Here is a 25,348-nt window from a genome sequence, read left to right on the forward strand (position 1 = left end):
CTTAGTGCGCTCTTATACTCTACTAAGAGGCAATGGGCATCTGGTTTATCTGATCAGCTATTGCTAGGCCAGTATTCACGAATGTCACTCAAGGGGCGATAGAGACTCAGCAGCACATCGGTATCGCCATCTTCATACACCTCCACCTCGAGGGCAAATTGTTCCTCTTCATCGAGTAACAGATAGTGCTCAAAAGGCTCGCCCATAGTATGACCCTCATCCTGGGGTGGGCGCAGATTGCGGTAGTCTTCCCGGTGAAAATAGCCAAACTGGGCGAAATTGATCTGATGATATTGCTTGCCCAGCCACTGGGATAACGCCTCGGGCACTGGGGATTGAACCGCTAATTGCGCCTGAATGTCCTGCTCAAAAATGTCGCTGAAGGCGTCGAGATCGAACACTTGCTCCACCTGAGCGCGGTTGATTTTGAGTGAAAACACCAAAGCGGTATCGTCATCTTCATCCAGTGACAGATAAAGCGTGTCACTGCCATGGCCTTTAAGTACCCATTCTGTCAGTTGTTTGCGTTCAAACTCATAGGTATTCACTGCCTCGACGCGCAGCTGCTGTCCCCTGAGTTGTGGCGGCAGGGCGAAGCTGTCGTCCAGGGTGACCATATCGCCCGTTTGTAGCTGGTTTGGGTGATTAAGCTCACGGGGCGGGGGCGCTTTCTTACCAAACAGCCCAGATAAAAATCCCATGCAGAACTCCTGACACTGAAAATGAACTAAAGCACCGGCCTGTTAACTGGCCGGTGCTTTCAAGGGTGGTGATTACTTACGGGCTTTGATTCGGTCGAGCACGGCATTGGCAGTGGATTTCTGCTCACCAATCCCCGCTTCGGCCAGTTTTGCCTGTAGCGATTTATCGCTGTTTTCTTCGGCTAAGGTTTCAGAGGCCTTGAGGCGATCGTCAAACTGTTGCTGACGCGCCTTGATGCGCTCTAATGAATCTTTGGCATTGAGCAGCTTAGAGTTACTGCTGGCAAAGGAGTCAGTGATGCTGGCCGTGGCCTTCTGCACGCTTTCTGTGGTCTTGACCATAGAGAGCTGACGCTGGTAATCCGCCAACTGACGCTCGGTTTTACGCACTAACTCTTTTAGGCGAGCCGCGTGGGCGCTGAAGCTGTCGTTGGCCGTTTGCTGTTCGGCCAGCTCTTCGTCAAGTTGGGCAATCTTTTCGGCCACTTCCAGTGCCAGGGTTTCATTGCCTTTATCCAGTGCCTGAGTCGCATAACCCTCATGTTCGCTGATAGCACGTTTGAGGCGATCGATCTCACGGCTGGCCTGCATCTCTTTGGCCATCACGTCTGTCAGTTCGCGTTTGGCCTTGGTCAGATGCTTCTCGGCATCGCGGATCTCTTGTTCAAAAATACGGGTCGAATTGGCATCGACGATACTTTGGCCGACTTCGGTCGCGCCGCCGCGAAACGCGGTTAAAATCTTATTTAGAATGCCCATAATGAGACTCCTTCTAGTGCATCGGCCTGTCTGTCAGCCACTGCATGATTAATTCGGGATGATCAGTTTAAGAAATCGCTGAGTTCATCAATCACTTCGAGGCAGTTGTCCGAGAGTACAGACAGCTCCTGTTCTATCTCTTGCATGCTCGATTGCAGCGAGAGCGCACCGTAGACCACGTATTTGTCATCAATTTTTGCAAAGGATGACAGCGGCATAGGGATGTTCAGCTCCAGCATGGTTTCAAACATCTCGCTGCGACGCGCCTGCTTGACCTCATTTTCGCCCCACAGGTAGCTGATGCAGAGGATCTGGTTACCTGTGACCGACACGAAGAGTGGGATCTCTTCACGTCCGACGATATTGACCTGCAGTACCTCGACATCGCCGTCTATGGGATAGCAGTCAAATTGAAAGCCTGTGTGACCCTGTTCGCCCAGGTTGTTCAGGTGGTTAGCAATCTTGTGAATGTTCATACTTGTCCTTATGACATATTATGTCTGCGATTAAAGATAGCACTGAGACATAATATGTCAAGTGCATTTTTTGCATTTAACACTCTCTATCAGAAGAGGGGCACATTTTGTGTCTCCGACCAGGCCTGCTGATGGTAGCGATACAGCTGCATCGAGCCTATGGCATTGATCTCAACCTCATCGGCCTTGTCATAATAGTCGCCGGGGAACTCGAAACTGGCCTTGATAAGTCCAGGCGTTAACCAATTCTCCTCGATAGATAAATGAGTTAAGTGCGTCAATCGCTGTTTGGCATCTCGGCCTGAAAGCGTGGCTATGCTCCAGCCCCACTCGCCGAAGCTGGGCACATTATGATGATACTGCTGCACGGTAAAACCGCTGCTAGCCAAGGTTTTACCTATGGAGATGAAGGCCTTGGGCGCGTGATAGGGCGAGGTGGATTGCACCGTCAGTGCGCCATCGCTGCTGAGCAGTTCCTTGAGTTTTCGATAGAAGAGATCGGAATACAGCTTGTTTAGATCCGGATGACTGGGGTCGGGCAGATCCACTATGATGGCATCATATTTATCGCCGCGTTTAATCAGCTTATCCATGCCGTTGAAGGCATCATCGAAAATCAGCTCCAGGCGTTTGTCGTTAAGGGCATCAGCATTGAGCTGTTTCAGGGCATGATAGAGTCTCTGTGGCATGGCGCTTTCGCCAGCCTGAAACAGCCTGACTAAGTCGGCATCGAGATCCACTAAGGTGACCTGTTTAGGCTGCCATTTGAACACTTGCCGCAAGCCCAGGCCATCGCCACCGCCTATGATCAATATCTTATCCCGGCGTGCGCTGGCCTCCAGGGTCGGATGCACCAAAAATGAGTGGTAGATATGCTCATCCACACTCGAGAACTGCAGCCTGCCATTGATATACATGGAATAGACAGGTGGGAGATCATTGCCTCTGAGCCGCTCGGTAAAGGTGAGCTGCTGAAAACGTGTGGCCTTGGCAAAAATCACCTTATCTTTATAAAGCAGGTTATTAAAATCCTGCTCCCATTTGGGGCCATGACTGGCCAAAATTAGCAAGACCAGACTGGCTAGCAGGTGGCCTGCCAGCAGGAGTTTTACCCGGCGGATCTTGTGCCAAAAACGCCAGATAAACAGCAGGCCCGCTAACAGATTAAAACTGGCGGTGAGGGCGGCGGCCAACTGAATATCTATGGCCAGCATCAGGGTCACCCAGATGGCGGCGCCTATGCCTGCGCCAATATAGTCAGCGCCATAGATGGTGCCGGCATTGTGCAGCAGGTGGGCGTCGCACAGAGATTGTCTGACCCTGGCGATCAGCGGGATCTCCATGCCTATCATCAAGCCAAGCAGTATACCCCAAAAGTAAGGTAAGTATTCACTCAGTCGCTGCAAGGTGCCGATAAAGCCGCCCTGGGGAAGTTGATCCGGCGGCAATCCGACCGTATTGGCAATGATCATAGGCAACTGCTGGCCAAAACCAATTACCGCCGCGGCCACTAAGATGGCTAAGGCGCCGATCAGGGCGACGCTCAGTTCCAAAATGGCAAAGCCGGTAAAGGCGCAGCGGATCTTGCGGGCGGCAAAGGCGCCGACGCCCATGGAGACTATCATCAGGCCTATCATAGTGTAGATGGCCGCTTCTAATGCCCCTAGCACTCGCCCAGCATAGTGGGAGAGCAGGTATTCGTAGATAAGACCGCAGGCGGCCAACACTGCCATAATGCCCAGCAACAGGAAGTCGTCAAACCAGCTCAGTTTCTTGGCGCCAAGCTGAGTTGGCGCGGGGGCAGAGTTAGCTGTCATATTTCGCAGTTATCATCCTTAGCACCCATAGCAATGCGTGTCACCTAGACCATCAGGCTGGTCAAGATCAGGGCGATGGCGATGCTGATAGCCAGCTCCACCGTGGCGATGCCGATATTTTGCTGCTGCTCTACCTCGGTGGCGATATCGATGTGAGCAAGCACTAACTTCTTCACTAAGGTCTGCAGCAGCGACAGAGCGATAAGCATGATGACAGAGAAGACAAGCCAGCCCACCAGATTACTCAGGTAGGCTGCGGGCGAGTAGATGATGAAATGACTGGCGGCATTAAAGCTCAGCGCCATGGCCAGCATATAACCGCTGTGGCGAATGGCGAGGGCGGTTTCTCCCTGGACGAGAGCCTGCTGCATCGAGCCATTCTGCTGACGTTTGGCATAGCCTTTCTCACGCATGCGGATCAGCAGCACTAACATCAGCTGGGAGATAATAAAGGCGCTGAAGATGGCGATAAAGGTATCTAAGGTGAGATCTTCGACCCAAATCAGCACGGCGCGAATAATGATGGCGGTGGCAATAGCCGCGGTGGCATCCACTATGGCGACCGGGATATTACCTTTAAGGATCAGGGTATTTTTGTCTATCTCATTGAGGGCGATTTTATCGTGCAGCAAGCGGCCAAACTTAATCAGAATCAAGCCGAAGACGCCGTAAGCCGTCATACCCATGGCTTCAATGGCGTAGGATTGCGCCGCCTCGCCTGTGATAGCGCCGCTCAGCACTATGCCAAGGCCTGCGACCGCGCCGGCCGTACTGATGCCAAAGGCGAAATTATCCCGCTCCGCGAGTTCGTGGGTGCTGCTGACTTTGACGCTCCAGCCCTGTAGATAACGCATTGCTGTTAACAGGGCGATGGCTATCGCCAGATCGATACCGAGTATGATGGCAAGTTGCTGGCTGATGCCGAATTGTTCAAAAATGGTCATCTTAATTTCCTTTATTTGCCGCGACGAACACCGCGGGTAGTGCGGCTGCCTGAATTTCTAAAATTGCTGCTGTTGGCGTAGTTTGAGCGAAACTTGCTGCCTGAACTGCGCTTGCCGACCGTGCTGGCTTTGGGGGCGCTGCTGCTCTGTCTCGATAGGCTGGTTGAGCCTGCGCGGGACTTGGCATAGGGGCTGTCGAAACGCTTACCCTGGTTATTGAACTGCTTCTTGGTGCGCTCAAAGGTCTGGTTTTGCGCTTGTGCCTGCTTGGGTGAGGTGTAGCGATAGCGGCCAACATCATTGTAGTAGCTGTAATCGCGGCGACTCGACCAGCGATCGTAAGAGACTGGGCCACGGACTAAGTTAGAGAACATGGAGTACATGCCATACCAGGCCCAGAACGACATACCGTTAGAGCCGGTTTGCCAGCTGCCGTAGGCGGGATTGCCCACCAGTTGGCTGCCGGCGCCAAAATCCTCGGCGCCGTTAGCTAATACCGCCGCTTCGCGGCTGATGGCGTTGACTCTGGCCAGGGCACCGTTTGACATATCGGCGACCACATTGACCGGATCTGACAGCATATCGTTGTACAGACTCGGGTCGGCGGCCTGATAGAGGTTTTGCGCCTCTTCGAGCTGCTGATCCAGATCGACAAAATTACTGCTATTACCCAACTCTTCAAGGCGGCGCTTGAGGGAGTTATACATAGGCCCTTGGGTGGAAGCGTCTTTGGCCAGCTCCTCTAGCAGGGGAGTCAACTCAGGCTTTTGAGTTTGTAGCAGATTGGCGTATTGTTTAAGCAGGTTAGCATTACGTATCTCCCCCTTTTCGAGGGCCGAACCTAAATAAGCTACCCGCTCCTGTGCCAATTGCTGAAATTGGGCAATCCTTTCCGGTCTGTCATCGCCACAGCCCCCAAGGAGCAGGAGCAGCAACAGAGGAAACATTCGCATAAGCATAGCTGCCATGTGTTCTCCATAAAGTGCGTTGAGTGTTAAATCGGGCAATCTCGCTAGCCCGGTGACCCATATCTTGCATAATATCCTTATCAGATGGGTTATAGTAAAGCCTAGATGCGACCCGAGTGCTATCCATAGCATTTTCAGTTGGATAGCAAGGCTGATGATATTTATTGCGTTATGTTAGATGATTATGACAGATATCGAGTTTGACTCAAGACATATTATGTCGGTGTATTAATGGTTAGGAAGTGTTTGGGCAATGGAAAAAAATAGCAGTCAGGTTTTACCCCAAGAGATAGCACGAGTTGCCGAGCACTATTGGCAGCGCATGCTGCAGTTATGGCCAGATTCGGCAGAGCAGCTGACCCAGGAACAGGAAGCCGAGTTAAAGACCATCATGGGGCTCAGTGAATTTGTTGCCGAGCAGCTTAGCCGTTATCCTAACTGGGTCGTGCCTCTGTTTGAAGGGCAACTGGAAAGGTTAGATCGTGAGGTCTTCTCCCATGAGCTGGCCTCCCTGCTTGATGGGGTAAGTGATGAGGAGCAGGCCAAGGGCATATTGCGCCGTTATCGCAATCGGCAGATGGTGTGTCTGGCCTGGCGAGATTTCTTAGGTTATGTGGATCTGGAAACATCCCTGCTGGATCTCTCGGCCCTGGCCGAGGCGCTCATCATCGCCGCCCGGGACTGGATCTACCAGAAGCTGTGTCAGCAGTACGGCACTCCCTGTGACAGTGAGGGCAATCCACAGCCTCTGATGATCTTAGGCATGGGCAAACTCGGTGGCCGCGAGCTCAATTTTTCTTCCGATATCGATCTTATCTTTACCTTCCCCGAACATGGCGAAACCCGAGGGGGGCGGCGGGCTCTGGACAATCAACAGTTCTTTATCCGCATGGGCCAGCATCTGATTAACCTGCTGAATCAGGTGACCACAGATGGCTTCGTCTACCGGGTGGATATGCGCCTGCGCCCCTATGGCGAGAGTGGCCCACTGGTGGTCAGTTTCAGTGGCCTGGAGGATTACTATCAGGAGCAGGGCCGGGACTGGGAACGTTATGCCATGGTCAAGGCGCGCGCTCTCGGCCCCTGGAGTGGTTTCTCCGACGAGCTGCACGACATGCTGCGCCCCTTCGTCTACCGACGTTATATCGATTTCTCTGCCATCGAATCCCTGCGCAAGATGAAACAGCTGATCACCCAGGAGGTGAGGCGGCGGCAGCTGACCGACAATATTAAACTCGGCGCCGGCGGTATTCGCGAAGTGGAGTTCGTGGTGCAGAGTTTCCAGCTGATCCGCGGCGGGCGGGAACCGGCATTGAGGCAGCAGAGCCTGTTTGCCGCCATCGATACCCTCTACAACTTGGGGCAACTCGAGTATCTGGCGGTGGATGAACTTAAACACAGCTATCTGCTACTGCGCAGGGTCGAAAACCTATTGCAGGCGATAGCCGATCAGCAGACCCAGACCCTGCCTTCGACCCAGCTTAACTGGCAGCGCCTCTGTTACGGCATGGGAATCGCGAGCGAGAATGAGCTGCGCGCCGAGATAGAGTCTGCCATGACCAAGATCCACCGCTACTTTAAAGATACGGTCGGCGGACAGGAGAGTGATGAGGCCAATGAGCTCTGGACTCAGCAGCTCTGGAGCGTCAAAGAGGACGGCTATGGTCAGAGTCTTATTCAGGAGCATGGCATAGAGGATGAGTCCCTCTGGCCGGCGCTGAAAACCTGGCGCGACAGCGTGGCCAAACGCACCATAGGCCCGCGGGGGCGCGATACGCTCGACAAGCTGATGCCGCTCCTGCTGCAGGAGTTTACCCACCTGCCTAATCCCTCTAAGGCATTTGCCGATGTGGCCAAGGTGCTGGATCAGATCCTCACTCGCACCACCTATTTAGAGCTGCTGTTCGAAAACCCCGGCGCCCGGCAGCAGCTGGTGAGTCTCTGTTTCGCCAGTCCCTGGATAGGCCAGCAACTGGCGAAATTTCCCATGCTGCTCGATGAGCTGATCGATCCGGCGCAGCTCTACGATACCACTTCCCTGGATGATTACCCCAGTGAGCTGCGCCAGTATCTACTGCGGGTTCCCGAGGATGATATGGAGCAGCAGATGGAGGCGCTGCGGCAGTTTAAGTTGTCGCAGCAGCTTAAGATCGCCGCCGCTGATGTCACAGGCGTGCTGCCCGTGATGCAGGTGAGCGATCACTTAACCTTCCTGGCCGAAGCCATCATTGAGCAAGTGATCACCCAGGCCTGGCAACAGATCTCTGCCCGTCATGGGGTGCCGCCCCATCTTGAGAATGGCGAGCTGGGCTTTGCCGTTATCGGCTATGGTAAGGCTGGCGGGATAGAGCTGGGCTATGGCTCAGATCTGGATCTGGTGTTTCTGCATGACTATAGCAGTGAGAAATACCCTAACAGTCAGCAGACCAATGGTGACAGGCCGCTGGATATTGGCCACTTCTATCTGAAACTGGCACAGCGGGTCTTGCACCTGTTTTCTACCCGCACCACCTCCGGCGAACTCTATGAGGTGGATATGCGTCTGCGTCCCTCGGGCGCCTCGGGTTTGCTGGTCAGTGAGATAGAAAACTTCGGCATTTATCAGAAACAGGATGCCTGGACCTGGGAACATCAAGCCTTGGTTCGCGCCCGAGTCCTGTTTGGCGAAAACCGCTTAGCCGCGCGTTTTAGCGAACTGCGCGCCGAAGTGCTTGCCATGCCTAGGAACAAAGCTGAGCTGGCTAAACAGGTGCGCGAGATGCGCCTTAAGATGCGCGAGCATCTGCTCAAGGTCGATGAGGGCATGTTTGATCTAAAGCAGAGCCCCGGCGGCATCGCCGATATCGAGTTTATCGCCCAATATTCGGTTTTGGCCAATACCCATGAGCATGCCGAGCTGGCAACCTGGTCCGATAATGTGCGGATTTTTGAGGTATTAGCCGATCTGGCGTTGTTGCCAGATATGAGCGCCCAATACCTGACTCAGGCTTACTGTTATCTGCGTGATGAGAGTCATCATCTGACGCTGCAACAGACGAAAGCTGTGCTGCCCGTGGAGAGAGTCGGCCTCCATAGTGAGCGGGTCTTGACCATATATCAGCAGATCTTAGGGGAATAAGCGCCATAGGCAGATGCAGGCACAGAGATAAGGTTTTCGGTGCCTGAGGATAGGCGCTATTTTAGGCCTATCCGCTTTGCCAGGCGGTGTAAGTTTCCTGAGTCGAGCTCCAGTGCTCTGGCTGTGGCAGCCCAGTTGTTATCCTGTTGCTTCAGGGTTTGGCGTATATAGTCGGCCTGAAAGGCCTCAGTGGCCTGCTTGAGGTTACCACTAAACTCTGGTGCCGCTGACACCTTGCTGCGCGAGCCGCTGGGCGAGACAGCGTTGGCAAATTCGAAATGTTCTGGCGTGATAAGTCCATGACTGCCAGCAGATTGGGCTCTGGCGAGAATGGCGGCGCGATAGATGCTGTGTTCCAGCTCCCTGATATTGCCGGGCCATGGGTAGCTTTCGAGCATGGCCAGACTCGCAGAGCTCAGTCTCAGGGTCTGCAGTCCTAACTGCTGACGACAACGCTCGACAAAAAAACCGCTTAGCAGGGTAATATCCTGTTCTCTTTCCCTCAGTGGGGGAGCGACTAAGGGAAAAACGCTCAGTCTGTGATAAAGATCGGAGCGAAAGCGTCCGGCAAGCACCTCGTTTTTCAGGTTCTTATTGGTTGCCGCTATGATCCTCACATCCACCTTGAGGCTACGGTCATCACCGACGCGCTGGAGATCGCCATATTGCAGCACCCTGAGTAACTTGGCCTGTAGTGTGAGGGGGAGCTCGCCAATCTCGTCGAGAAACAGTGAACCCTTGTCGGCCATTTCGAACTTGCCACTGCGATTGCTAATGGCGCCGGTAAAGGCCCCTTTGACATGACCAAATAGCTCACTCTCGGCGACGGATTCCGGCAGTGCCGCACAGTTTAGGTAGATAAGAGGCAGGGCGGCGCGCCTGGAGGCTTGATGGATCTCATGGGCAATTAACTCTTTACCTGTGCCTGTCTCGCCCATAATTAAGACGTTAAGATCTGTCGGGGCAACAACGGCGATCTCCTGCTTCAGGCTGCTGATGATCTGTGATTGACCTATGATCTCCTTGTGACCTTCTTTGCTCTTGCCTGTGTTATCTTCCCTGTCCCATTTGGATTGTAGCGCTTGTTTTTCCAGTTTATCGATCAGCAGGGCGTTATTGAGTGAGGCTGAGGCGATGGCACTGATAGCTCTTAGCTGTTCATTGGTGAATGATTTAAATTGATCGGGATCGAAGCCATCTATGGTGACCGCCCCTATCAGGCTGCCATCGGCCAAGAGTGGCAGGCCGATACAGGCATGTACCGTAAGGTTATCGACTTGGTTAGGGATTAAGCCATCATAGGGATCGGGAAGATCACTATCGGTGGGAAAGCGCACAACATCGCCGGCGCGGGCGATCGCCTCCAGTCTGGGATGTTCATGCAGCACGAAGCGGCGACCCAGAACATCCGGGCTTAGGCCATTGATGGCCAGCGGCGTAAACTGTTGTCCCTTGAATTCCAGCAGTGCAGCGGCATCACACTGCATACTCTCTCTGATGGTATCGAGCAGACGCGAGAACCTGTCATGATTGGACAAGCCCGAGGTGATATCTAACGCCATACGCGTTAATTGGGTTTGACTTAATGCCATAGGAGCTCCGAAGCTCGGCGACTATACCAGATTAAATCCTGGTGATTTCGACAAGCAGTGACAGTAATAAGATTGATTATATGTCAACTTAACAATAAATTTCATTGTCAATTTAACACATATGTAGAGGGTGAAAAGGGGTCAATATGACCCCTTTGGTGAGTGATATTCAGCCTTATGTATTGGCTGGCAGTGACGCATCAGCAGGGACGTGTGCGCCTTTGGCATTGATTGCCTTTCTGATGATGTCTAACAGGAAGGCACCTAGGAATAGGCCACCAAAACTGAATATGACATCGCCAGGAACACGCATCCAGACTAAGGTTTCCACCAATGGGCTATGGATCACCTCAGGTGAGCGGGCAAACCAGTAACCATGTTCGATAACGGCGAAGAATTGGGTCAGGCCGACCGGCAGCAGTGACATGAACACCATGCCCGCTAGCCCGATATTTAAGCTCCAGAAGGCACCTTTCAATAACTTCTCATTCCATTGGATCTGGCCCGTGAGCCCTCGCAGGCAGAAGAGCATGAGACCCACACCTAGCATACCGTATACGCCCATGAAGGCAGCGTGACCATGGGTGGCTGTGGTATTCAGACCTTGGATGAAGTAGAGCGCAATAGGTGGATTGATCAGGAAGCCAAGTACCCCTGCGCCCACTAAGTTCCAGAAGGCTGTCGCCACGAAGAACATGATGGCCCACTTGTAACGTATCATCCAGGGACTGGCGTTACGCATACGATAGCTCTCGATGGCTTCGTAGCCGATAAGGGCCAGTGGAACCACTTCCAGTGCCGAGAATATCGCGCCCCAGGCGATCACACCTGTTGGTGTGCCTGTGAAGTACAGGTGATGCAGGGTACCGATAAGACCACCAGTTAAGAAGATCACAGTCGTAAAGAGTACCGCACCGTTGGCGCTGCGAGCACGGATCAGTCCCAGGCGAACTAACATCAGGGCGATCACCGAAGTTGCAAAGGTCTCGAAGAAGCCCTCAACCCAGAGATGAACGACCCACCAGCGCCAGTATTCTGCAATTGCCAGGTTGGTGTGTTTACCCATAAAGAGACCGGCACCATAAAAGAGGCCGATGGCGACACAAGAGGCGTAGAGTACCCAGATAACCGGGCGCATCTCACCTTGCACCTTAAGGGCTGGGCGCATAGCGGCGGTTACTAAGGCAAGCCAGATCAACAGGCCGACCAGTAGCAATATCTGCCAGACACGCCCGAGATCGATATATTCATAACCCTGATGACCGAAGAGGAAGTTAGTGTCCAGATCGAAATATTGTTGGACACCAATCCATTCGCCCGCCATTGAACCCAGTACCACTACTAGCAAGGCGACCCAGAGGACATTCACCCCTAGGCGCTGGAACTTAGGCTCATAGCCAGAAAGCGCAGGTGCGATATAGAGACCTGTGCCCAGCCAGGCGGTGGCGATCCAGAACACGGCCAGCTGTGTGTGCCAGGTACGGGTGACTGAGTAAGGCAGGATCTCTGCCAGGGGAATACCATAGAAATTCTGCCCTTCAACGGCATAGTGGGCCGTAATCCCCCCTAAGAGGATCTGCAATAGGAAGAGACCCACAGCGGTGATGAAGTATTTACCCACGGCTTTCTGTGAAGCGGTTGGTTTTTTAAGAAACAGAGGATCTTGATCTGCGGGTTTAGGCAGCTCTTCGTGTTTACCTGAGGCGTGATGCCATACCAGCGCTCCTATACCGGCGATTAAGGTGACGATACTTAAGATAGACCAGACTATATTGTCAGAGGTAGGGGTATTACCCAACTGAGGATCGAAAGGCCAGTTGTTGGTGTAGGTGTAATCTTGTCCATCACGTTCGGTTATAGCGGCCCAAGCGCCCCAGAAGAGGAAGGCGTTGAGCTGCTGGCGACGCCCAAGATCCGGTACAGTGCCTTCTTTCATCGCATATTGTTCGCGCAGAACGGACAATTGAGGATCGTCACCAAAGAGCGAAATATAGTGCTGAGAGACCTCTTCTATGGCCTGGATGCGAGTGTCAGACAGGCTGATGCGGATCTCGCCATTGGCGTTTGTGGTCAGGGTGTTGCGGCGTAAATCGTCACGCAGTAACTGTTCAAGGCCGGCACGTTTTATCGAGTCCAGCTCGCTGAAACTTCTACCAAATTGCGCCTTGGCAGTGATATCCAGCCAGGCCTGAGCCTCACGATGCAACCAATCCGCTGTCCAGTCAGGCGCAACGTAGGAGCCATGCCCCCAGATAGACCCTAACTGATGGCCGCCCATGGAGCGCCATACCAGCTGACCTCGTTCGATATCATTTTGAGTGAACAGAGCCTGGCCCTGTGTATCGACAAAAGCGGTGGGAACCGGAGGTTTTTCGCGATAGATCTCACTGCCTATGCTCAGCAGTACAGTGAAGGAAGCGATAAGTACTATCAAGAGTGCTATCGCCGTTAGCCGTTGTTTATTCATAGAGCCTCTCAGTGCAATATGTTGTAGATGGGGAGTAACCGGCTATAGCAGTTAATGTGCCATTATTTTATCTTATTGATTAATAATAGTTAAATTGAATTTTATGTCTTATTGATTTGTCATAATGACAACCATATATAAATGTTCAAATGACACTGATTGTCAAAATGACAATTGGTATCAATTAGGTGTCGATTTGATAGCTTTGAGATAGGTAGGGATAAAAAGAAAAAGCCAGCGCTGGTGCTGGCTCGATAGTCGAAAAGGGCATGGTTAGCGATACAAAGAGGGATCGCTCTTCTCTGGCCGGGTCTTGAAGCGTCTGTGTAGCCACATATATTGAGCGCGGTTGCGGTCGATCAGGGACTCGATGATCTTATTGCCACGAATGGCATCTTCCACTTCATTCTCGCCGGGGAAATTCTCCAGGGGGGGCAATACTTCTATGGTATAGCCCTTGTCGTCGTCATTACGCTCCACAAAAAAGGGCAGTACCTTGGCCTTGCCCAGTTTCGCCAGCGTGGTGCCACCCGTGATGGTTGCCGCCTGCGGCACCTTGAAGAAGGGGATAAACACCGCACTGGAGCGGCCGAAATCCTGATCGGCTGTATACCAGATCACGTCGGGATTGCGCAGGCTGCGCACCATCTGTCTGAGATCCCGCTTGGGCACCAGCCCCTTGTTGGATCGCAGTCGCCCCTTGACCTGCAGGTATTCCATCAGCGGATTGTTATGGGGGCGATAGACGCCTATGCCGGGCTGGAACTGGCCGAAGATGCGTGCGCCCATCTCCAGCGGCAGACAGTGCACCGCAAACAGGATCACCCCCTGGCCGTTACTCAGGGTCTGCTCTACATGCTCGCGGCCCTTGATGGTCATATGCGCTTGTATTCTCTCGTTTGACCACCACCAGGCGTTGGCGATATCGAAGATGGCCTTGCCAGTTTCCTCGAAGTTGTGCGTCAGCAGCTGCGCCTGTTCTGCCTGGCTTAGCTCGGGGAAACAGAGCTCAATATTGCGCTTGGCTGTTTTGACTCGGCCACCAGCAAACACTTTGGCTAAGCGGCCGATCGCCTTGCCCAGTTGCATCTGTAGCGGAAGGGGTAACACCTGAGTGAGGCGTAACACTGCGAAACCAAACCAGATGAGCCAGTATTTAGGATGGAAAAATCGCCAGGAGAATTGTGCTGTTTCGACCACGGTTTACTCAAATATTTAAACAAAAATTACTGCTTATTCTAACGCAAAAAATGGGTAAAATTAGGTATAATCAAAGATTAATTTTTTTACAGACAGCACAATATGAAGATTTCTTTACCCGCATTTGAAAAAGCTAAGGTCCTGGTTGTTGGTGATGTGATGCTGGATCGTTACTGGACCGGTGGCACGGGCCGCATCTCTCCCGAGGCGCCGGTGCCTGTGGTGCGAGTCGAACAGGTCGAGGACAGACCCGGCGGCGCGGCCAACGTGGCGCTCAATATCGCCTCACTGGGCGGTCGGGTGCATTTAGCCGGCATAGTGGGTAAAGATGAAACCGCCGAGGCGCTGACCAAGGGACTTAAGGCGCAGGGCGTCGAGCCCGCCTGGTCTTGTGTTGCCGATAAACCCACCATCACTAAGCTTAGGGTGATCTCCCGCAACCAGCAGTTGCTGCGACTGGATTTCGAGCAGCCCTATCTGCCTGAGCATAGTCAGGCGCTGCTCAAGGAGGCCGAAACCAAGCTGGATGATGTCAGGGTGGTGGTGCTGTCCGATTACGCTAAGGGCGCAATCGATCAACCACAAGATTTTATTGCTAAGGCAAAAGCCCAAGGGATCAAAGTGCTGGTGGATCCTAAAGGCAGCGATTTTTCCCGTTATCGCGGCGCCAGCCTGTTAACCCCCAATATGGCCGAGTTTGAACAGGTAGTGGGTAGGGTGGTGAGCGAAGCGGATCTGGTACAAAAGGCTCACGATCTGATGAAGGAGTTCGAGCTGGATTCACTACTGGTCACCCGCTCCGAGAAGGGGATGACACTCTTTACCCCCAATGCACCTGAGCTGCATATTCCCACAGTTGCCCGCGAAGTGTTCGATGTGACAGGCGCAGGTGATACTGTGATCGCGGCTCTTGCCGTTGCCTTGGCGGCCGGCAGTGAACTGCCTCAGGCCTGCGCGATTGCCAATACCGCCGCCGGTATAGTGGTAGGTAAACTGGGCACGGCCACAGTCAACCGTATCGAACTTATCGCGGCGCTTAATCTTAACCATGGTGAGACAGGCTTTGGCGTGCTGAGTGAAGATCAGCTGGTTTACGCCTTAGAGGAAGCCAAGCTCAGAGGCGAGCGGGTGGTGATGACCAATGGCTGCTTCGATATTTTGCACGCAGGTCACGTCAGCTACCTTAAGCAGGCCAAGGCATTAGGCGATCGCTTAATCGTGGCAGTTAATGACGATGAATCAGTGAAACGCCTCAAGGGCGAAGATCGCCCGGTCAATCCGCTGGACAGACGCATGGCGGTACTGGCTGGCCTAGCCTCTGTGGATTGGGTGGTGCCATTCAGCGAAGATACGCCTCAGCGTATTATCGCCCGTTTATTGCCTAACCTTCTGGTGAAGGGCGGCGATTATAAGGTGGATGAGATCGCCGGTGGCAAAGAGGTGATCGCCGCCGGTGGCAGCGTCGAAGTGCTGGGATTTGAAGATGGCGTGTCGACCACGGCCATTATCGAAAATATCATGGCTAAGCAGTGATCGCCGCCAGCCTACTGCTTGCGGGTGCGCTGTGGGCTCAGGTGGGTGAGAGTCAGGCGCTGGTGTGCCAAAGGGTGCAATTAGCCGAGTGTTTGCAGCATCTGCCTGAGGAGACGAGAGCCCAGCTTTCCCAAAATCTAAAGCAACTGACAACGCAGATGGGGCAGCGCGGCGCCATGGTAAGGCCGCTGCGCCAGAACCAGAGCAAGATAGCCGGTGTTGTCCTACTCGACAGTAGCAATATTCCTCACTCACAATCGATTCTGCTCGATGGCCGGGTCTACAGTCTGACGCTGCGTCAGGCCGAGGAGATGACCCTGAGACATGAGCTCGGGCATCTGGCGGTGACCCACTCCCGCTCATCTTATCTCACGCAAACTAAGCTCAGTGGTTATCAGCATGAATGGCTGGCGGATCTCTATCTGTTCTGGTCGCTGGCGCGGGATAAACAGGAGAATGAACTGGCCTGGCAGCAATATCACAGGCGCAATCTGGCAGTATTTGAGAGCGTTGCTGCCATCTCCCATTGGAGTACACCTATGCTGGCGCAGGTATTTGAGCAATATAGCTGGCAGCAGCTGGGGGAGTTTAGGGATTTCGATGCCTTAATCGACGCGATTTATCCAAAGCTTCGCCAATATAACCAGGATGAACTCAATGAGTTTGCCAGCCTAATTCAGCAACTATTTGGCGCGAACAAGCGCCATCATCTGCCGCGTTATATCTTCTGGCGTAGACCTGAGCTGGGGCGTTATATTCAGCCGACCTTAGAGCAGCTAATGGGCAAGTCCGGTGCTGAAGCCTGGCTTGAGCAACAGGCTCTGCTTGTGCAGGGTTAGTGTTGACGTAAGGCTAGCATCGAACCGACTCATTGTTTGCGACAGGCTTGCCTTTGTTGACAGACTTCCCATTGTTGACAGCTTACTCTTCGCGAGGGAATCGGCGTTGTCTTAAACAGATATCCGGATTGAAATCGATCTCACCCTCATCATCAATCGTGGCTAGATTGTCTTCCAGCTTAGCGATCGCCGTGCTGCTGTTGATGTCTCGTCTGACAAACAGCAGTTGATAGCCTAATTTGGCCAGAGTATAAAAGGCAAAGCGTTGTACCGGTGATAATCTACCCCAGTGTTCACCAGCTTTCGCACTCGCGACACGTCGCTCTTCAAATGTGAGTTCGGGATTTTCTGTCACCAGTGACAACATTATTTTGGCCTTTTTTCAAACAGTCAGGGGAAATTCGCGAGATAGTTAACCAAATGCGTTTTATTTATTCAAATTGGCAGTTCAAAACCTTTGAAGCGGTCACAAATACCTGAGCTTTCTTGTGCGTAAGCAATAAAAAGGGAGCGATATTCGCTCCCTTCATTCGTCACTGATGTTTACACTGCTTTCGTTTTGCAGCGCTGTGGTTTTACAGTGCTTTTAAAATTGCCTCGACACTGGCCTTAGCATCGCCGAACAACATCTGAGTGTTGTCTTTGAAGAAGAGCGGGTTCTGCACGCCGGCATAACCTGTGTTCATCGAGCGTTTAAAGCCGATGACGCTCTGGGCCTTCCACACTTCCAGTACCGGCATGCCGGCGATTGGACTACCTGGATCTTCCATGGCGGCTGGGTTAACTGTATCGTTGGCGCCTATCACTAACACTACGTCTGTATCATTGAAATCTTCGTTGATCTCATCCATCTCCAGTACGATATCGTAAGGCACCTTGGCTTCGGCAAGCAGTACGTTCATGTGGCCCGGTAGACGCCCTGCCACAGGGTGAATACCAAAGCGGACTTTAACGCCACTGTCACGCAGCTTTTGGGTGATCTCAGCAACCGGATATTGCGCTTGAGCGACCGCCATACCATAGCCTGGGGTGATGATGACTGACTTGGCATTTTTCAGCATGTCGGCCACATCTTCGGCGTTAGTCTCGCGGTATTCGCCCATCTCATCATCGCCGCTTGAGGCCACGCCATCGCTACCAAAACCACCTGCAATCACAGAGATAAAGGAGCGGTTCATCGCCTTACACATGATGTAAGAGAGGATGGCACCTGAAGAACCTACCAGGGCACCAACCACGATCAGCAGATCGTTTGACAGCATGAAACCGGCCGCCGCAGCCGCCCAACCCGAGTAGGAGTTGAGCATAGAGACCACAACCGGCATATCCGCGCCGCCGATTGAAGCCACTAAGTGCCAGCCAAAGGCGAAGGCGATTAGTGTCATGAGGATCAAGGCTGGCATGTTGCCCGCCTCTTGCACGAAGTAAACCATCAGAGCAAATGAGATCACAACCGCCAGCAGGTTAAGCTTGTGACGGTGAGGTAACATCATCGCCTTAGAGGCGAAAATCCCCCTGAGTTTACCGAAGGCGACCACAGAGCCGGTAAAGGTCACCGCCCCGATAAAGACGCCCAAGAAGATCTCCACTAAGTGGATATTAAGCATGGCACCGCTTAGGTGGTGCATGTCTATGTAGCTGTTGAAACCAACCAAGACGGCGGCCATACCCACGAAGCTGTGGAGGATAGCCACCAGTTCTGGCATCTCGGTCATCTCTACCTTGAGCGCCAGGCGCACGCCTATGGCGCCACCTATGACCATGGCGAGGATGATCCATTGTAAACCGCTGGTTTCCGGGCTGAATATGGTTGCGCCTAACGCGAGAACCATACCGATAATGCCGAATAAGTTGCCATTTTTTGCCGTTTCTTGCTTCGACAATCCTGCCAAACTGAGGATGAAGAAGATGGCTGCAACTATGTATGCTGCTGTTACCAGTCCTTGAGACACGTTAAACCCCCTTAATTCTTACGGAACATCTTCAGCATACGCTGAGTCACGGTGAAACCACCGAAGATGTTGATACTGGCAATGAGCACAGCGATAAAGGCAAGCACAGTGGTTAAGGTCGAGCCGTGACCAATCTGCAGCAATGCGCCAACAACGATAATGCCTGAAATAGCGTTAGTCACCGACATCAGTGGCGTATGGAGCGAATGAGATACGTTCCAGACCACGTAGTAACCCACCACGCAGGAGAGCACAAACACAGTAAAGTGTGATAAGAACTCAGGTGGTGCGACTGACGCCACGGCGCCAAAGCCAACAAGGCCTAAGGCACCTAGGATATATTTCAGCTTAGAAGGTTTTTTCTCCTCGGTCGTCTTGGGCGCTACCGGTTTGGCGGCAGGTTTTTGTGGCGCAGCAGAGACAGAAATTGCTGGTGGCGGGAAGGTGATCTCACCACCACGGGTCACAGTCATGTTACGCATGATCACATCGTCAAAGTCCAGCACGGCGTTACCGTCTTTCTCTTTGCACATCAGTTTCATCAGGTTAACTAAGTTAGTGCCGTAAAGCTGTGAAGATTGTACAGGTAAACGGCCGGGAAGGTCGGTGTAACCAATCACCTTCACGCCTCTGTCTGTGAGCACTAATTCACCTGTCTGAGTGTATTCACAGTTACCGCCGGTGGCGGCAGCTAAATCCACAATGACAGAGCCGGGCTTCATGCTGTCGACCATCTCTTTGGTGATAAGCTTGGGCGCGGGGCGACCTGGGATCAAGGCCGTGGTGATAATGATATCCACCTCTTTGGCCTGCTCGGCAAACAGGGCCATCTCGGCTGCAATAAACTCATCGGACATGGTTTTGGCGTAACCGTCGGATGAGCCACCCTCTTCGTTACCAAAATCCAGCTTGAGGAATTCACCGCCCATGGACTCGATCTGTTCGGCTACTTCCAGACGGGTATCGAAGGCGCGAACTATGGCGCCTAGTGAGCCTGCAGTACCAATGGCGGCCAGACCGGCTACACCGGCACCAATGACCAGCACTTTGGCGGGAGGTACTTTACCGGCGGCTGTGATCTGACCGGTAAAGAAGCGGCCAAATTCGTGGGCTGCCTCAACAACGGCGCGATAACCACCGATATTGGCCATGGATGACAGGGCATCGAGAGCCTGGGCGCGGGAGATCCTAGGCACCATGTCCATCGCCATGACAGTCACATTACGCTTTGACAGCTTTTCAACCAGCTCGGGGTTTTGTGCCGGCCAGATAAAGCTGACTAAGGTTGTGCCTGATTTTAATAACTCGACTTCATCATCTGTAGGGGCGTTTACTTTAAAAATAAAGTCAGCATCCCAAACTTGCTCGACGACTTTGGCGCCGACTTCTTCAAACGCGGCATTGTCGAAGCTGGATAGCAGGCCTGCACCTGATTCAACTATGACCTCAAAGCCGAGCTTGCCAAGTTGCACGACGGTCGCCGGGGTCGCGGCGACCCGGGTTTCTCCATTGAGACTTTCTCTCGGTATTCCAATCTGCATGATGGTTCCCTGATGGTTAATAACATAGCCTGGTGTATTGCTGAGAAGAGCACTCAGGTAAATACGCTATCTGATTATCTAACGATAATGGTTCTATCTTTCTAAAACGGTCTTACTTAGTGATGCTTTCCACTAATTTATTGTTTTTCTTTAATAACATTAAGCTTTGTTCTTATTGTGTTTTGTTATTAGCGTAAGATCCATCTTACCTGCCTAATGAGTGGTTTTTCAGGTCAACTTATTAAGCGGTTTATCTGAGAATAAGTGGTTTAATACCAACAATATCATCAGGTTAAAACTGTGTTAACAAAACTGGCTTAACACGATATCGGCGGATTAAAGACCATCAGCGACATCGGTCACTCATTGTGTCAATTATGCGACAAGACACAAGAGTCAAATTTTTATATTCATCGAATTAAGGCATGTGAGCATCAAAATTTTGCGCTAGGCCACACTTTTCTCATTGTTTTTTGGTGCCGTGATCTCCTATCGGGCACAAATTTCTACATCCCTCAAATTTGTAGCTCAAATTATCGACTTTGCATATTCCTAAAAAGAATTAAAAATTAGATTTTATTCTTTTTTGTTTCCTCTGTACCACACTAAGCTTAGCCTATATAAATGGTTACAGGGCTCTCTTTCATGTCGTTAAATGTGCTTTCATCCCAGGCTTCTCCTTTGTCCCAAGGACAGGTGGACAAGCTTAAGCAACTCTCCTCCGAATTCAATGCTATTCAACTGGCATGGTTGGGGGGATATTTCACGGCCAGCGCCGAGCTGGGCTTCGCGGCTCAAGGCGGTGAGCCTACCCTCGCATCGGCGAGTGCGCCCGAGCAAACCATTACCATCTTATACGGTAGCCAGACGGGTAACGGCCGTGGTATTGCCACAGAACTGGCGGAAAAAGTGCAGGCCCAGGGCTATAGCGTCAACCTTCAGTCTATGGCCGACTATAAGGTGCGTCAGTTGAAGCAGGAAACGCTACTGCTGGCCGTTGTCAGCACCCATGGTGAAGGGGAAGCCCCCGATGATGCCATCGAGCTGCATAAGTTTTTAGCCTCTAAACGAGCGCCAAGGCTGGAGAGCCTGCAGTACTCGGTTTTGGCGCTGGGAGACTCAAGCTATGAGTTCTTCTGCCAGACGGGTAAGGATTTTGAGCAGCGCCTGAGCGATCTTGGGGCGAAAGCCATAGTGCCACTGACAGAGTGTGATGTGGACTATGAATCCTCGGCAGATGCTTGGCAGCAGCAGGTATTGGAGGCTGTTAAGCCTTTGGTGGCGGCATCGAGCGCCAGCGTGGTCAATCTGGCCAGTGCATCCACCAAGTCCGCCACTTACTCCAAGCAAAAGCCCTATACCGCAGAGCTGCTGGTGAGCCAGAAATTAACCGGCCGGGATTCAGACAGAGATGTGCGTCATGTGGAGATAGACCTTGGCGAGTCGGGCCTGAACTATCAGGTCGGCGATGCTCTGGGGGTCTGGTTTAGCAATAGTGATGAGCTGGTCAAAGAGATCTTATCTGGCCTGAACTTAGAGAGTGAGCTTGAGGTGACCTTAGGTGAGCAAAATCTGCCTTTGTGGGATGCCTTAAAACACAAGCGCGAGCTGACTCAGCTCTATCCTGGTCTGGTACAGAATTGGGCCCAGCTGAGCGGCAGCGAGAGTCTGCAAACTTTAGTTGAGGATAAGGAGCAGACTCGTCAGTTTGTGCTTAACCATCAGCTTGCGGATCTGGTCAAGCAATATCCGGTGGACATCACAGGTTTCCAATTGGTAGAGCTGCTGCGTCCTATCACGCCTAGACTCTACTCAATCGCCTCAAGCCAAAGCGAGGTGGAATCTGAAGTGCATCTGACGGTCGCCTTAGTTGCACAGGAGCGTGACGGCGTTCAGCGGTTTGGTGGTGCTTCATATTTTCTTGCCAACGCCGAGGAAGGCAGCGAGGTAAACATCTATGTGGAGCCAAACCAACATTTTCGTTTACCCAAGGATCCGCAAACCCCTGTGATCATGATAGGTCCGGGCACGGGTGTCGCGCCATTTAGAGCCTTTATGCAGGAGCGTGCCCAGCAGGATAATGCCGGTGATGCCTGGCTGTTTTTCGGTAACCCCCATTTTGAGCAGGATTTTCTCTATCAGAGTGAATGGCAGCAGTACCTGAGTGACGGCACCTTAACGCGATTCGATTCGGCTTTCTCACGGGATCAACAGGAAAAAATCTATGTGCAGCACCGTATCGCCCAGCGTGGTGAGGCGATCTGGCAATGGCTGGAAAAGGGTGCCCATATTTATATTTGTGGTGATGCCGAGCGGATGGCAAAAGATGTACATCAGGCGCTTATCGAGTTGGTTAAACAATATGGTGACAAAGATGATGAGCAGGCGGAGCAATACTTAGACAGCCTGCGTAGCGATAAGCGTTACCAGAAAGATGTTTATTAATTGAAAAGATAAACACACAGATTCAATGACAGATACCTTGTAGCGGCAGCGCCGGTGCAACAAACAGTAGGGCAGTGGCCATGAGTGAAGAAAAATTATCCATCAATGAGCACATGAAAAGTGACAGTAACTATCTACGTGGCACCATAGAAGCGGGCTTGGATGCGTCACTGACAGGGGCATTTAATGATGCCGATCAGCAGTTGATCAAATTTCATGGCTTCTATCAGCAGGACGATCGCGATCTGCGCAACGAGCGTAAAGAGCAAAAATTGGAGCCGCTTTACAGCTTCATGTTACGTGCTCGCGTCGCTGGCGGCGTCTGTACCCCTAAGCAGTGGCTTGGGGTGGATAAGATAGCCTCCACCTTGACCAGTTCTAACAGCATACGCTTAACGACCCGCCAGACTTTTCAGTATCATGGCATTCCTAAGCGTAATCTAAAGTCCTTGATCCAAGACTTAGACAAAGAAGCACTGGATTCAATCGCCGCCTGTGGTGATGTGAACCGTAACGTCATGTGTAACCCCAACCCTGTAGAGTCCAAGCTGCATCAGCAGGCCTACTACTGGGCGAAAAAGCTCTCAGACAACTACCTGCCACGCACTAAGGCCTACGCCGAGATCTGGCTGGGTGACGATAAGGTAGCCGTGGGTGAAAGTGACGAGGTCGAGCCGGTTTACGGCAAGACCTATCTGCCTCGTAAATTTAAGATGGCCGTTGCCGTACCGCCCGATAACGATGTAGATGTCTATACCAACGACCTTGGCTTTATTGCCGTGGCTGAAGCGGGCGAACTGGTCGGCTTTAATCTGGTTGCCGGTGGTGGCATGGGCACCACACATGGTGAAGTGAAAACCTTCCCTCGATTGGGTGATGATTTTGGTTTCATTAAACCGGAGGACTGCCTTAAATTCGCCGAAGCCGTGCTTAAGGTACAGCGCGACTGGGGCAATCGCTCGGATCGTAAACAATCCCGTCTTAAGTACACCATAGTCAAACATGGTTTCGAGGCCTTTAAGGCCGAGGTAGAGAAACGTGCTGGAGTGAAATTTGAGCCTAAGCGAGAGGTAGTGATTGGCGATCGCGGCGATCGCTATGGCTGGATAAAAGGGGTGGACAATAAGTGGCACCTGACGCTGTTTATCGAAGGTGGTCGAATTAAAGATCTTCCCGATCAGCCCTTACAGACGGGCTTGCGGGAAATTGCCTTAGTGCATAAAGGCGATTTTCGTATGACGGCCAATCAGAACATCATCATAGCCGGGGTGGCCGAAGAGGATAAGGCGCAGATAGAGCAGCTCGCCCGCAGCCACGGTTTGATGGGTAAACTCATCTCTCAGACCCGGGGGCACTCTATCGCCTGTGTGGCGCTGCCTACCTGTGCCTTAGCCATGGCGGAGGCTGAGCGTTATTTCCCCGACTTTTTAACTAAGGTTGAGGCGCTGCAGCAGAAGCACGGATTTATCGATCAAGCCATAGTGGTGCGTATGACAGGCTGCCCTAATGGCTGCGCCCGTCCTTTCGCGGCTGAGATAGGTTTAGTGGGTAAGGCGCCGGGACGCTACAATCTATATTTAGGCGCCAGCTTCGAAGGCACACGTCTGAATAAACTCTATCGTGAGAATATTCAGGAAGCTGAGATCTTATCTGAACTTGATGCCCTGTTTGCTCGTTATGCCAGTGAACGTGAGTCGGGTGAAACCTTTGGTAATTTCACTGTGCGTGTTGGTGTAGTGAAAGCGGTGCTGGATGCCGCTAAGGATTTTCATGCTTAATTCGGTGATCTCCGCTGATGCGCTTTTGGCACTGTTACAGGCACCTAAGGCGCAGCAGCAATTAGAATTACAGCGGGTTAATGATTTTCTTGAAACATTAACTGCAAAGGAGCGTGTCCTCTGGGGACTGGCATTTTTGCCGGGTAATCACGCTCTGTCATCGAGCTTTGGGATCCAGGGGGCCGTGATGCTGCATCTGGTAAGCCAGATCCAGAGTGATATCCCTGTGATCCTGACAGATACAGGTTATCTGTTTCCTGAGACCTATCAATTTATCGATCAGTTGACCGAGCGCCTGCAACTGAATTTAAAAGTGTATCGTGCGTCTATGACAACCGCCTGGCAGGAGGCTAAATATGGCCGCCTATGGGAGCAGGGACTCGATGGGCTGGAACAGTACAATCGCATCAATAAAGTGATCCCCATGCAAAACGCGTTAAACGAGCTCAATGTGGAAACCTGGTTTGCGGGACTGCGCCGTTCTCAATCCAGTACCCGGGAGGATTTACCGTTTTTGGCTATCCATGGTAATCGCTATAAATTGCTGCCGATCTTAGATTGGGATAATAAAGGGGTACACGATTATTTGACCCAACATCAGCTGCCCTATCACCCTTTGTGGGAGCAGGGCTATGTCTCGGTTGGCGATACCCATTCCACTAGACCCTTGGAAGTTGGCATGACGGAGGAGGAAACCCGGTTTAACGGCCTTAAACGCGAGTGTGGTCTGCATTATGAGATTTAATTTCACTGGTGTTGAAGTGACTTTGTCATAGAAAATATGTCAGCTTTTTAGCGTGTTGATTAAAGTTGTTCACTTTTTTTACACTATTTTTGCACAGGGTTATGCACAGTGAGTTTAATTGTTCTATAGTAGTAAGTTCCCGTAGATGGTTTTGATAAATCGTTTGTATCGGATCTAATTTGGATCGCGCAGCTTCATCCCTATCCAGAAGTTGCAGGCAGAGGCGTCGATGTTATCGAAACATACTCGCAACCGCGAGAGCTTGATTGGTTTGCTAGCGCTTGCTAAATCGGCACAACAAATCCCTGGATAGCCCGCTGTGGCTATCCAGGGGGCTTCTGGTTCAGTGTCTCCTTGAGTTATCACTCTTTGTTCATCTCCTTCATATTTCTCTGTTTCCCATCCGTGTAGTAGTTTCTGCCGAGTTTGTGTAGGCTAGATACTTGATAGCTATCGATTGATAGCGGATTGCT

Annotated in this window: 18 protein-coding genes; 6 read left to right on the forward strand and 12 right to left on the reverse strand. The window is 52.0% G+C overall.

Going from position 1 to position 25,348, the window contains the following annotated elements; all coding sequences use genetic code 11:
* Window positions 1–53 precede the first annotated feature (53 nt).
* The 6 genes from LZP69_RS00475 to LZP69_RS00500 all read right to left on the reverse strand — a co-directional run bounded on the left by LZP69_RS00475 (window position 54) and on the right by LZP69_RS00500 (window position 5,665).
* Entirely contained in the window at window positions 54–701 is a 648-nt protein-coding gene (locus LZP69_RS00475; RefSeq protein WP_234198090.1) for a DUF4178 domain-containing protein, read from the reverse strand.
* Between the two features lie 72 nt (window positions 702–773).
* Entirely contained in the window at window positions 774–1,460 is a 687-nt protein-coding gene (locus LZP69_RS00480) for a PspA/IM30 family protein (protein WP_234198091.1), read from the reverse strand.
* A 62-nt stretch (window positions 1,461–1,522) separates the two neighbouring features.
* Entirely contained in the window at window positions 1,523–1,936 is a 414-nt protein-coding gene (locus LZP69_RS00485; RefSeq protein WP_234198092.1) for a YjfI family protein, read from the reverse strand.
* 89 nt (window positions 1,937–2,025) lie between these two features.
* Window positions 2,026–3,753 carry a polyamine aminopropyltransferase gene (locus LZP69_RS00490; protein ID WP_234198093.1) on the reverse strand — a complete coding sequence of 576 codons (1,728 nt, stop codon included), beginning with the start codon at window positions 3,751–3,753 and terminating at the stop codon, window positions 2,026–2,028.
* Between the two features lie 44 nt (window positions 3,754–3,797).
* The gene (locus LZP69_RS00495; protein WP_234198094.1) at window positions 3,798–4,697 is read right to left on the reverse strand and encodes a DUF350 domain-containing protein; all 900 of its coding nucleotides are present in this window, start codon (window positions 4,695–4,697) and stop codon (window positions 3,798–3,800) included.
* A gap of 11 nt (window positions 4,698–4,708) precedes the next feature.
* Window positions 4,709–5,665, reverse strand: coding sequence for a hypothetical protein (locus tag LZP69_RS00500; RefSeq protein ID WP_234198095.1), 957 nt, complete (start codon window positions 5,663–5,665; stop codon window positions 4,709–4,711).
* A 253-nt stretch (window positions 5,666–5,918) separates the two neighbouring features.
* Between LZP69_RS00500 and glnE the strand changes: the two genes are divergently transcribed.
* Window positions 5,919–8,783, forward strand: coding sequence for a bifunctional [glutamate--ammonia ligase]-adenylyl-L-tyrosine phosphorylase/[glutamate--ammonia-ligase] adenylyltransferase (glnE, locus tag LZP69_RS00505; RefSeq protein WP_234198096.1), 2,865 nt, complete (start codon window positions 5,919–5,921; stop codon window positions 8,781–8,783).
* Between the two features lie 56 nt (window positions 8,784–8,839).
* Here the strand turns inward: glnE and norR are convergent, their stop codons facing one another.
* The 3 genes from norR to LZP69_RS00520 form a co-directional block, all read right to left on the reverse strand.
* A complete protein-coding gene (gene norR / locus LZP69_RS00510) occupies window positions 8,840–10,375 on the reverse strand; it encodes a nitric oxide reductase transcriptional regulator NorR (protein WP_234198097.1) in 1,536 nt (511 codons plus the stop codon).
* A 175-nt stretch (window positions 10,376–10,550) separates the two neighbouring features.
* A complete protein-coding gene (locus tag LZP69_RS00515; RefSeq protein ID WP_234198098.1) occupies window positions 10,551–12,842 on the reverse strand; it encodes a nitric-oxide reductase large subunit in 2,292 nt (763 codons plus the stop codon).
* Between the two features lie 273 nt (window positions 12,843–13,115).
* Window positions 13,116–14,042 (reverse strand): LpxL/LpxP family Kdo(2)-lipid IV(A) lauroyl/palmitoleoyl acyltransferase, encoded by a 927-nt coding sequence (locus LZP69_RS00520; RefSeq protein ID WP_234198099.1) that lies wholly within the window; start codon window positions 14,040–14,042, stop codon window positions 13,116–13,118.
* 102 nt (window positions 14,043–14,144) lie between these two features.
* Between LZP69_RS00520 and hldE the strand changes: the two genes are divergently transcribed.
* Complete coding sequence (hldE, locus tag LZP69_RS00525; RefSeq protein WP_234198100.1) at window positions 14,145–15,575, forward strand: bifunctional D-glycero-beta-D-manno-heptose-7-phosphate kinase/D-glycero-beta-D-manno-heptose 1-phosphate adenylyltransferase HldE; 1,431 nt, start codon at window positions 14,145–14,147, stop codon at window positions 15,573–15,575.
* Window positions 15,572–16,414, forward strand: a complete 843-nt coding sequence (locus LZP69_RS00530) for a hypothetical protein (RefSeq protein WP_234198101.1) — start codon at window positions 15,572–15,574, stop codon at window positions 16,412–16,414. The genes hldE and LZP69_RS00530 overlap by 4 nt, the downstream gene beginning before the upstream one ends.
* 82 nt (window positions 16,415–16,496) lie before the next feature.
* Here LZP69_RS00530 and LZP69_RS00535 read toward each other — a convergent pair whose 3' ends face one another.
* From LZP69_RS00535 to LZP69_RS00545, 3 genes are all read right to left on the reverse strand, one after another.
* The gene (locus LZP69_RS00535; RefSeq protein ID WP_234198102.1) at window positions 16,497–16,781 is read right to left on the reverse strand and encodes a hypothetical protein; all 285 of its coding nucleotides are present in this window, start codon (window positions 16,779–16,781) and stop codon (window positions 16,497–16,499) included.
* A gap of 208 nt (window positions 16,782–16,989) precedes the next feature.
* Entirely contained in the window at window positions 16,990–18,366 is a 1,377-nt protein-coding gene (gene pntB, locus LZP69_RS00540) for a Re/Si-specific NAD(P)(+) transhydrogenase subunit beta (protein WP_234198103.1), read from the reverse strand.
* A gap of 11 nt (window positions 18,367–18,377) precedes the next feature.
* Window positions 18,378–19,907 (reverse strand): Re/Si-specific NAD(P)(+) transhydrogenase subunit alpha, encoded by a 1,530-nt coding sequence (locus LZP69_RS00545; RefSeq protein WP_234198104.1) that lies wholly within the window; start codon window positions 19,905–19,907, stop codon window positions 18,378–18,380.
* Between the two features lie 645 nt (window positions 19,908–20,552).
* On the opposite strand from LZP69_RS00545, the gene LZP69_RS00550 reads away from it, so the two are divergent.
* The 3 genes from LZP69_RS00550 (at window position 20,553) to LZP69_RS00560 (ending at window position 24,875) form a co-directional block, all read left to right on the forward strand.
* Entirely contained in the window at window positions 20,553–22,352 is a 1,800-nt protein-coding gene (locus LZP69_RS00550) for an assimilatory sulfite reductase (NADPH) flavoprotein subunit (RefSeq protein WP_234198105.1), read from the forward strand.
* 80 nt (window positions 22,353–22,432) lie between these two features.
* Window positions 22,433–24,130, forward strand: a complete 1,698-nt coding sequence (gene cysI, locus LZP69_RS00555) for an assimilatory sulfite reductase (NADPH) hemoprotein subunit (RefSeq protein ID WP_234198106.1) — start codon at window positions 22,433–22,435, stop codon at window positions 24,128–24,130.
* Complete coding sequence (locus LZP69_RS00560; protein WP_234198107.1) at window positions 24,123–24,875, forward strand: phosphoadenylyl-sulfate reductase; 753 nt, start codon at window positions 24,123–24,125, stop codon at window positions 24,873–24,875. Before cysI ends, LZP69_RS00560 begins: the two co-directional genes overlap by 8 nt.
* Window positions 24,876–25,348: the final 473 nt, after the last annotated feature.

Origin of the sequence: Shewanella sp. AS1 (assembly GCF_021412565.1) — a bacterium.
In the GTDB taxonomy this organism is placed as follows: domain Bacteria; phylum Pseudomonadota; class Gammaproteobacteria; order Enterobacterales; family Shewanellaceae; genus Shewanella.

Excerpts from the sequence above, each read along its gene's own strand:
- LZP69_RS00475 (WP_234198090.1), bottom strand. The coding sequence starts at position 701 with ATGGGATTTTTATCTGGGCTGTTTGGTAAGAAAGCGCCCCCGCCCCGT.
- LZP69_RS00480 (WP_234198091.1), bottom strand. The coding sequence starts at position 1,460 with ATGGGCATTCTAAATAAGATTTTAACCGCGTTTCGCGGCGGCGCGACC.
- LZP69_RS00485 (WP_234198092.1), bottom strand. The coding sequence starts at position 1,936 with ATGAACATTCACAAGATTGCTAACCACCTGAACAACCTGGGCGAACAG.
- LZP69_RS00490 (WP_234198093.1), bottom strand. The coding sequence starts at position 3,753 with ATGACAGCTAACTCTGCCCCCGCGCCAACTCAGCTTGGCGCCAAGAAA.
- LZP69_RS00495 (WP_234198094.1), bottom strand. The coding sequence starts at position 4,697 with ATGACCATTTTTGAACAATTCGGCATCAGCCAGCAACTTGCCATCATA.
- LZP69_RS00500 (WP_234198095.1), bottom strand. The coding sequence starts at position 5,665 with ATGGCAGCTATGCTTATGCGAATGTTTCCTCTGTTGCTGCTCCTGCTC.
- glnE (WP_234198096.1), top strand. The coding sequence starts at position 5,919 with ATGGAAAAAAATAGCAGTCAGGTTTTACCCCAAGAGATAGCACGAGTT.
- norR (WP_234198097.1), bottom strand. The coding sequence starts at position 10,375 with ATGGCATTAAGTCAAACCCAATTAACGCGTATGGCGTTAGATATCACC.
- LZP69_RS00515 (WP_234198098.1), bottom strand. The coding sequence starts at position 12,842 with ATGAATAAACAACGGCTAACGGCGATAGCACTCTTGATAGTACTTATC.
- hldE (WP_234198100.1), top strand. The coding sequence starts at position 14,145 with ATGAAGATTTCTTTACCCGCATTTGAAAAAGCTAAGGTCCTGGTTGTT.
- LZP69_RS00535 (WP_234198102.1), bottom strand. The coding sequence starts at position 16,781 with ATGTTGTCACTGGTGACAGAAAATCCCGAACTCACATTTGAAGAGCGA.
- LZP69_RS00545 (WP_234198104.1), bottom strand. The coding sequence starts at position 19,907 with ATGCAGATTGGAATACCGAGAGAAAGTCTCAATGGAGAAACCCGGGTC.
- LZP69_RS00550 (WP_234198105.1), top strand. The coding sequence starts at position 20,553 with ATGTCGTTAAATGTGCTTTCATCCCAGGCTTCTCCTTTGTCCCAAGGA.
- cysI (WP_234198106.1), top strand. The coding sequence starts at position 22,433 with ATGAGTGAAGAAAAATTATCCATCAATGAGCACATGAAAAGTGACAGT.
- LZP69_RS00560 (WP_234198107.1), top strand. The coding sequence starts at position 24,123 with ATGCTTAATTCGGTGATCTCCGCTGATGCGCTTTTGGCACTGTTACAG.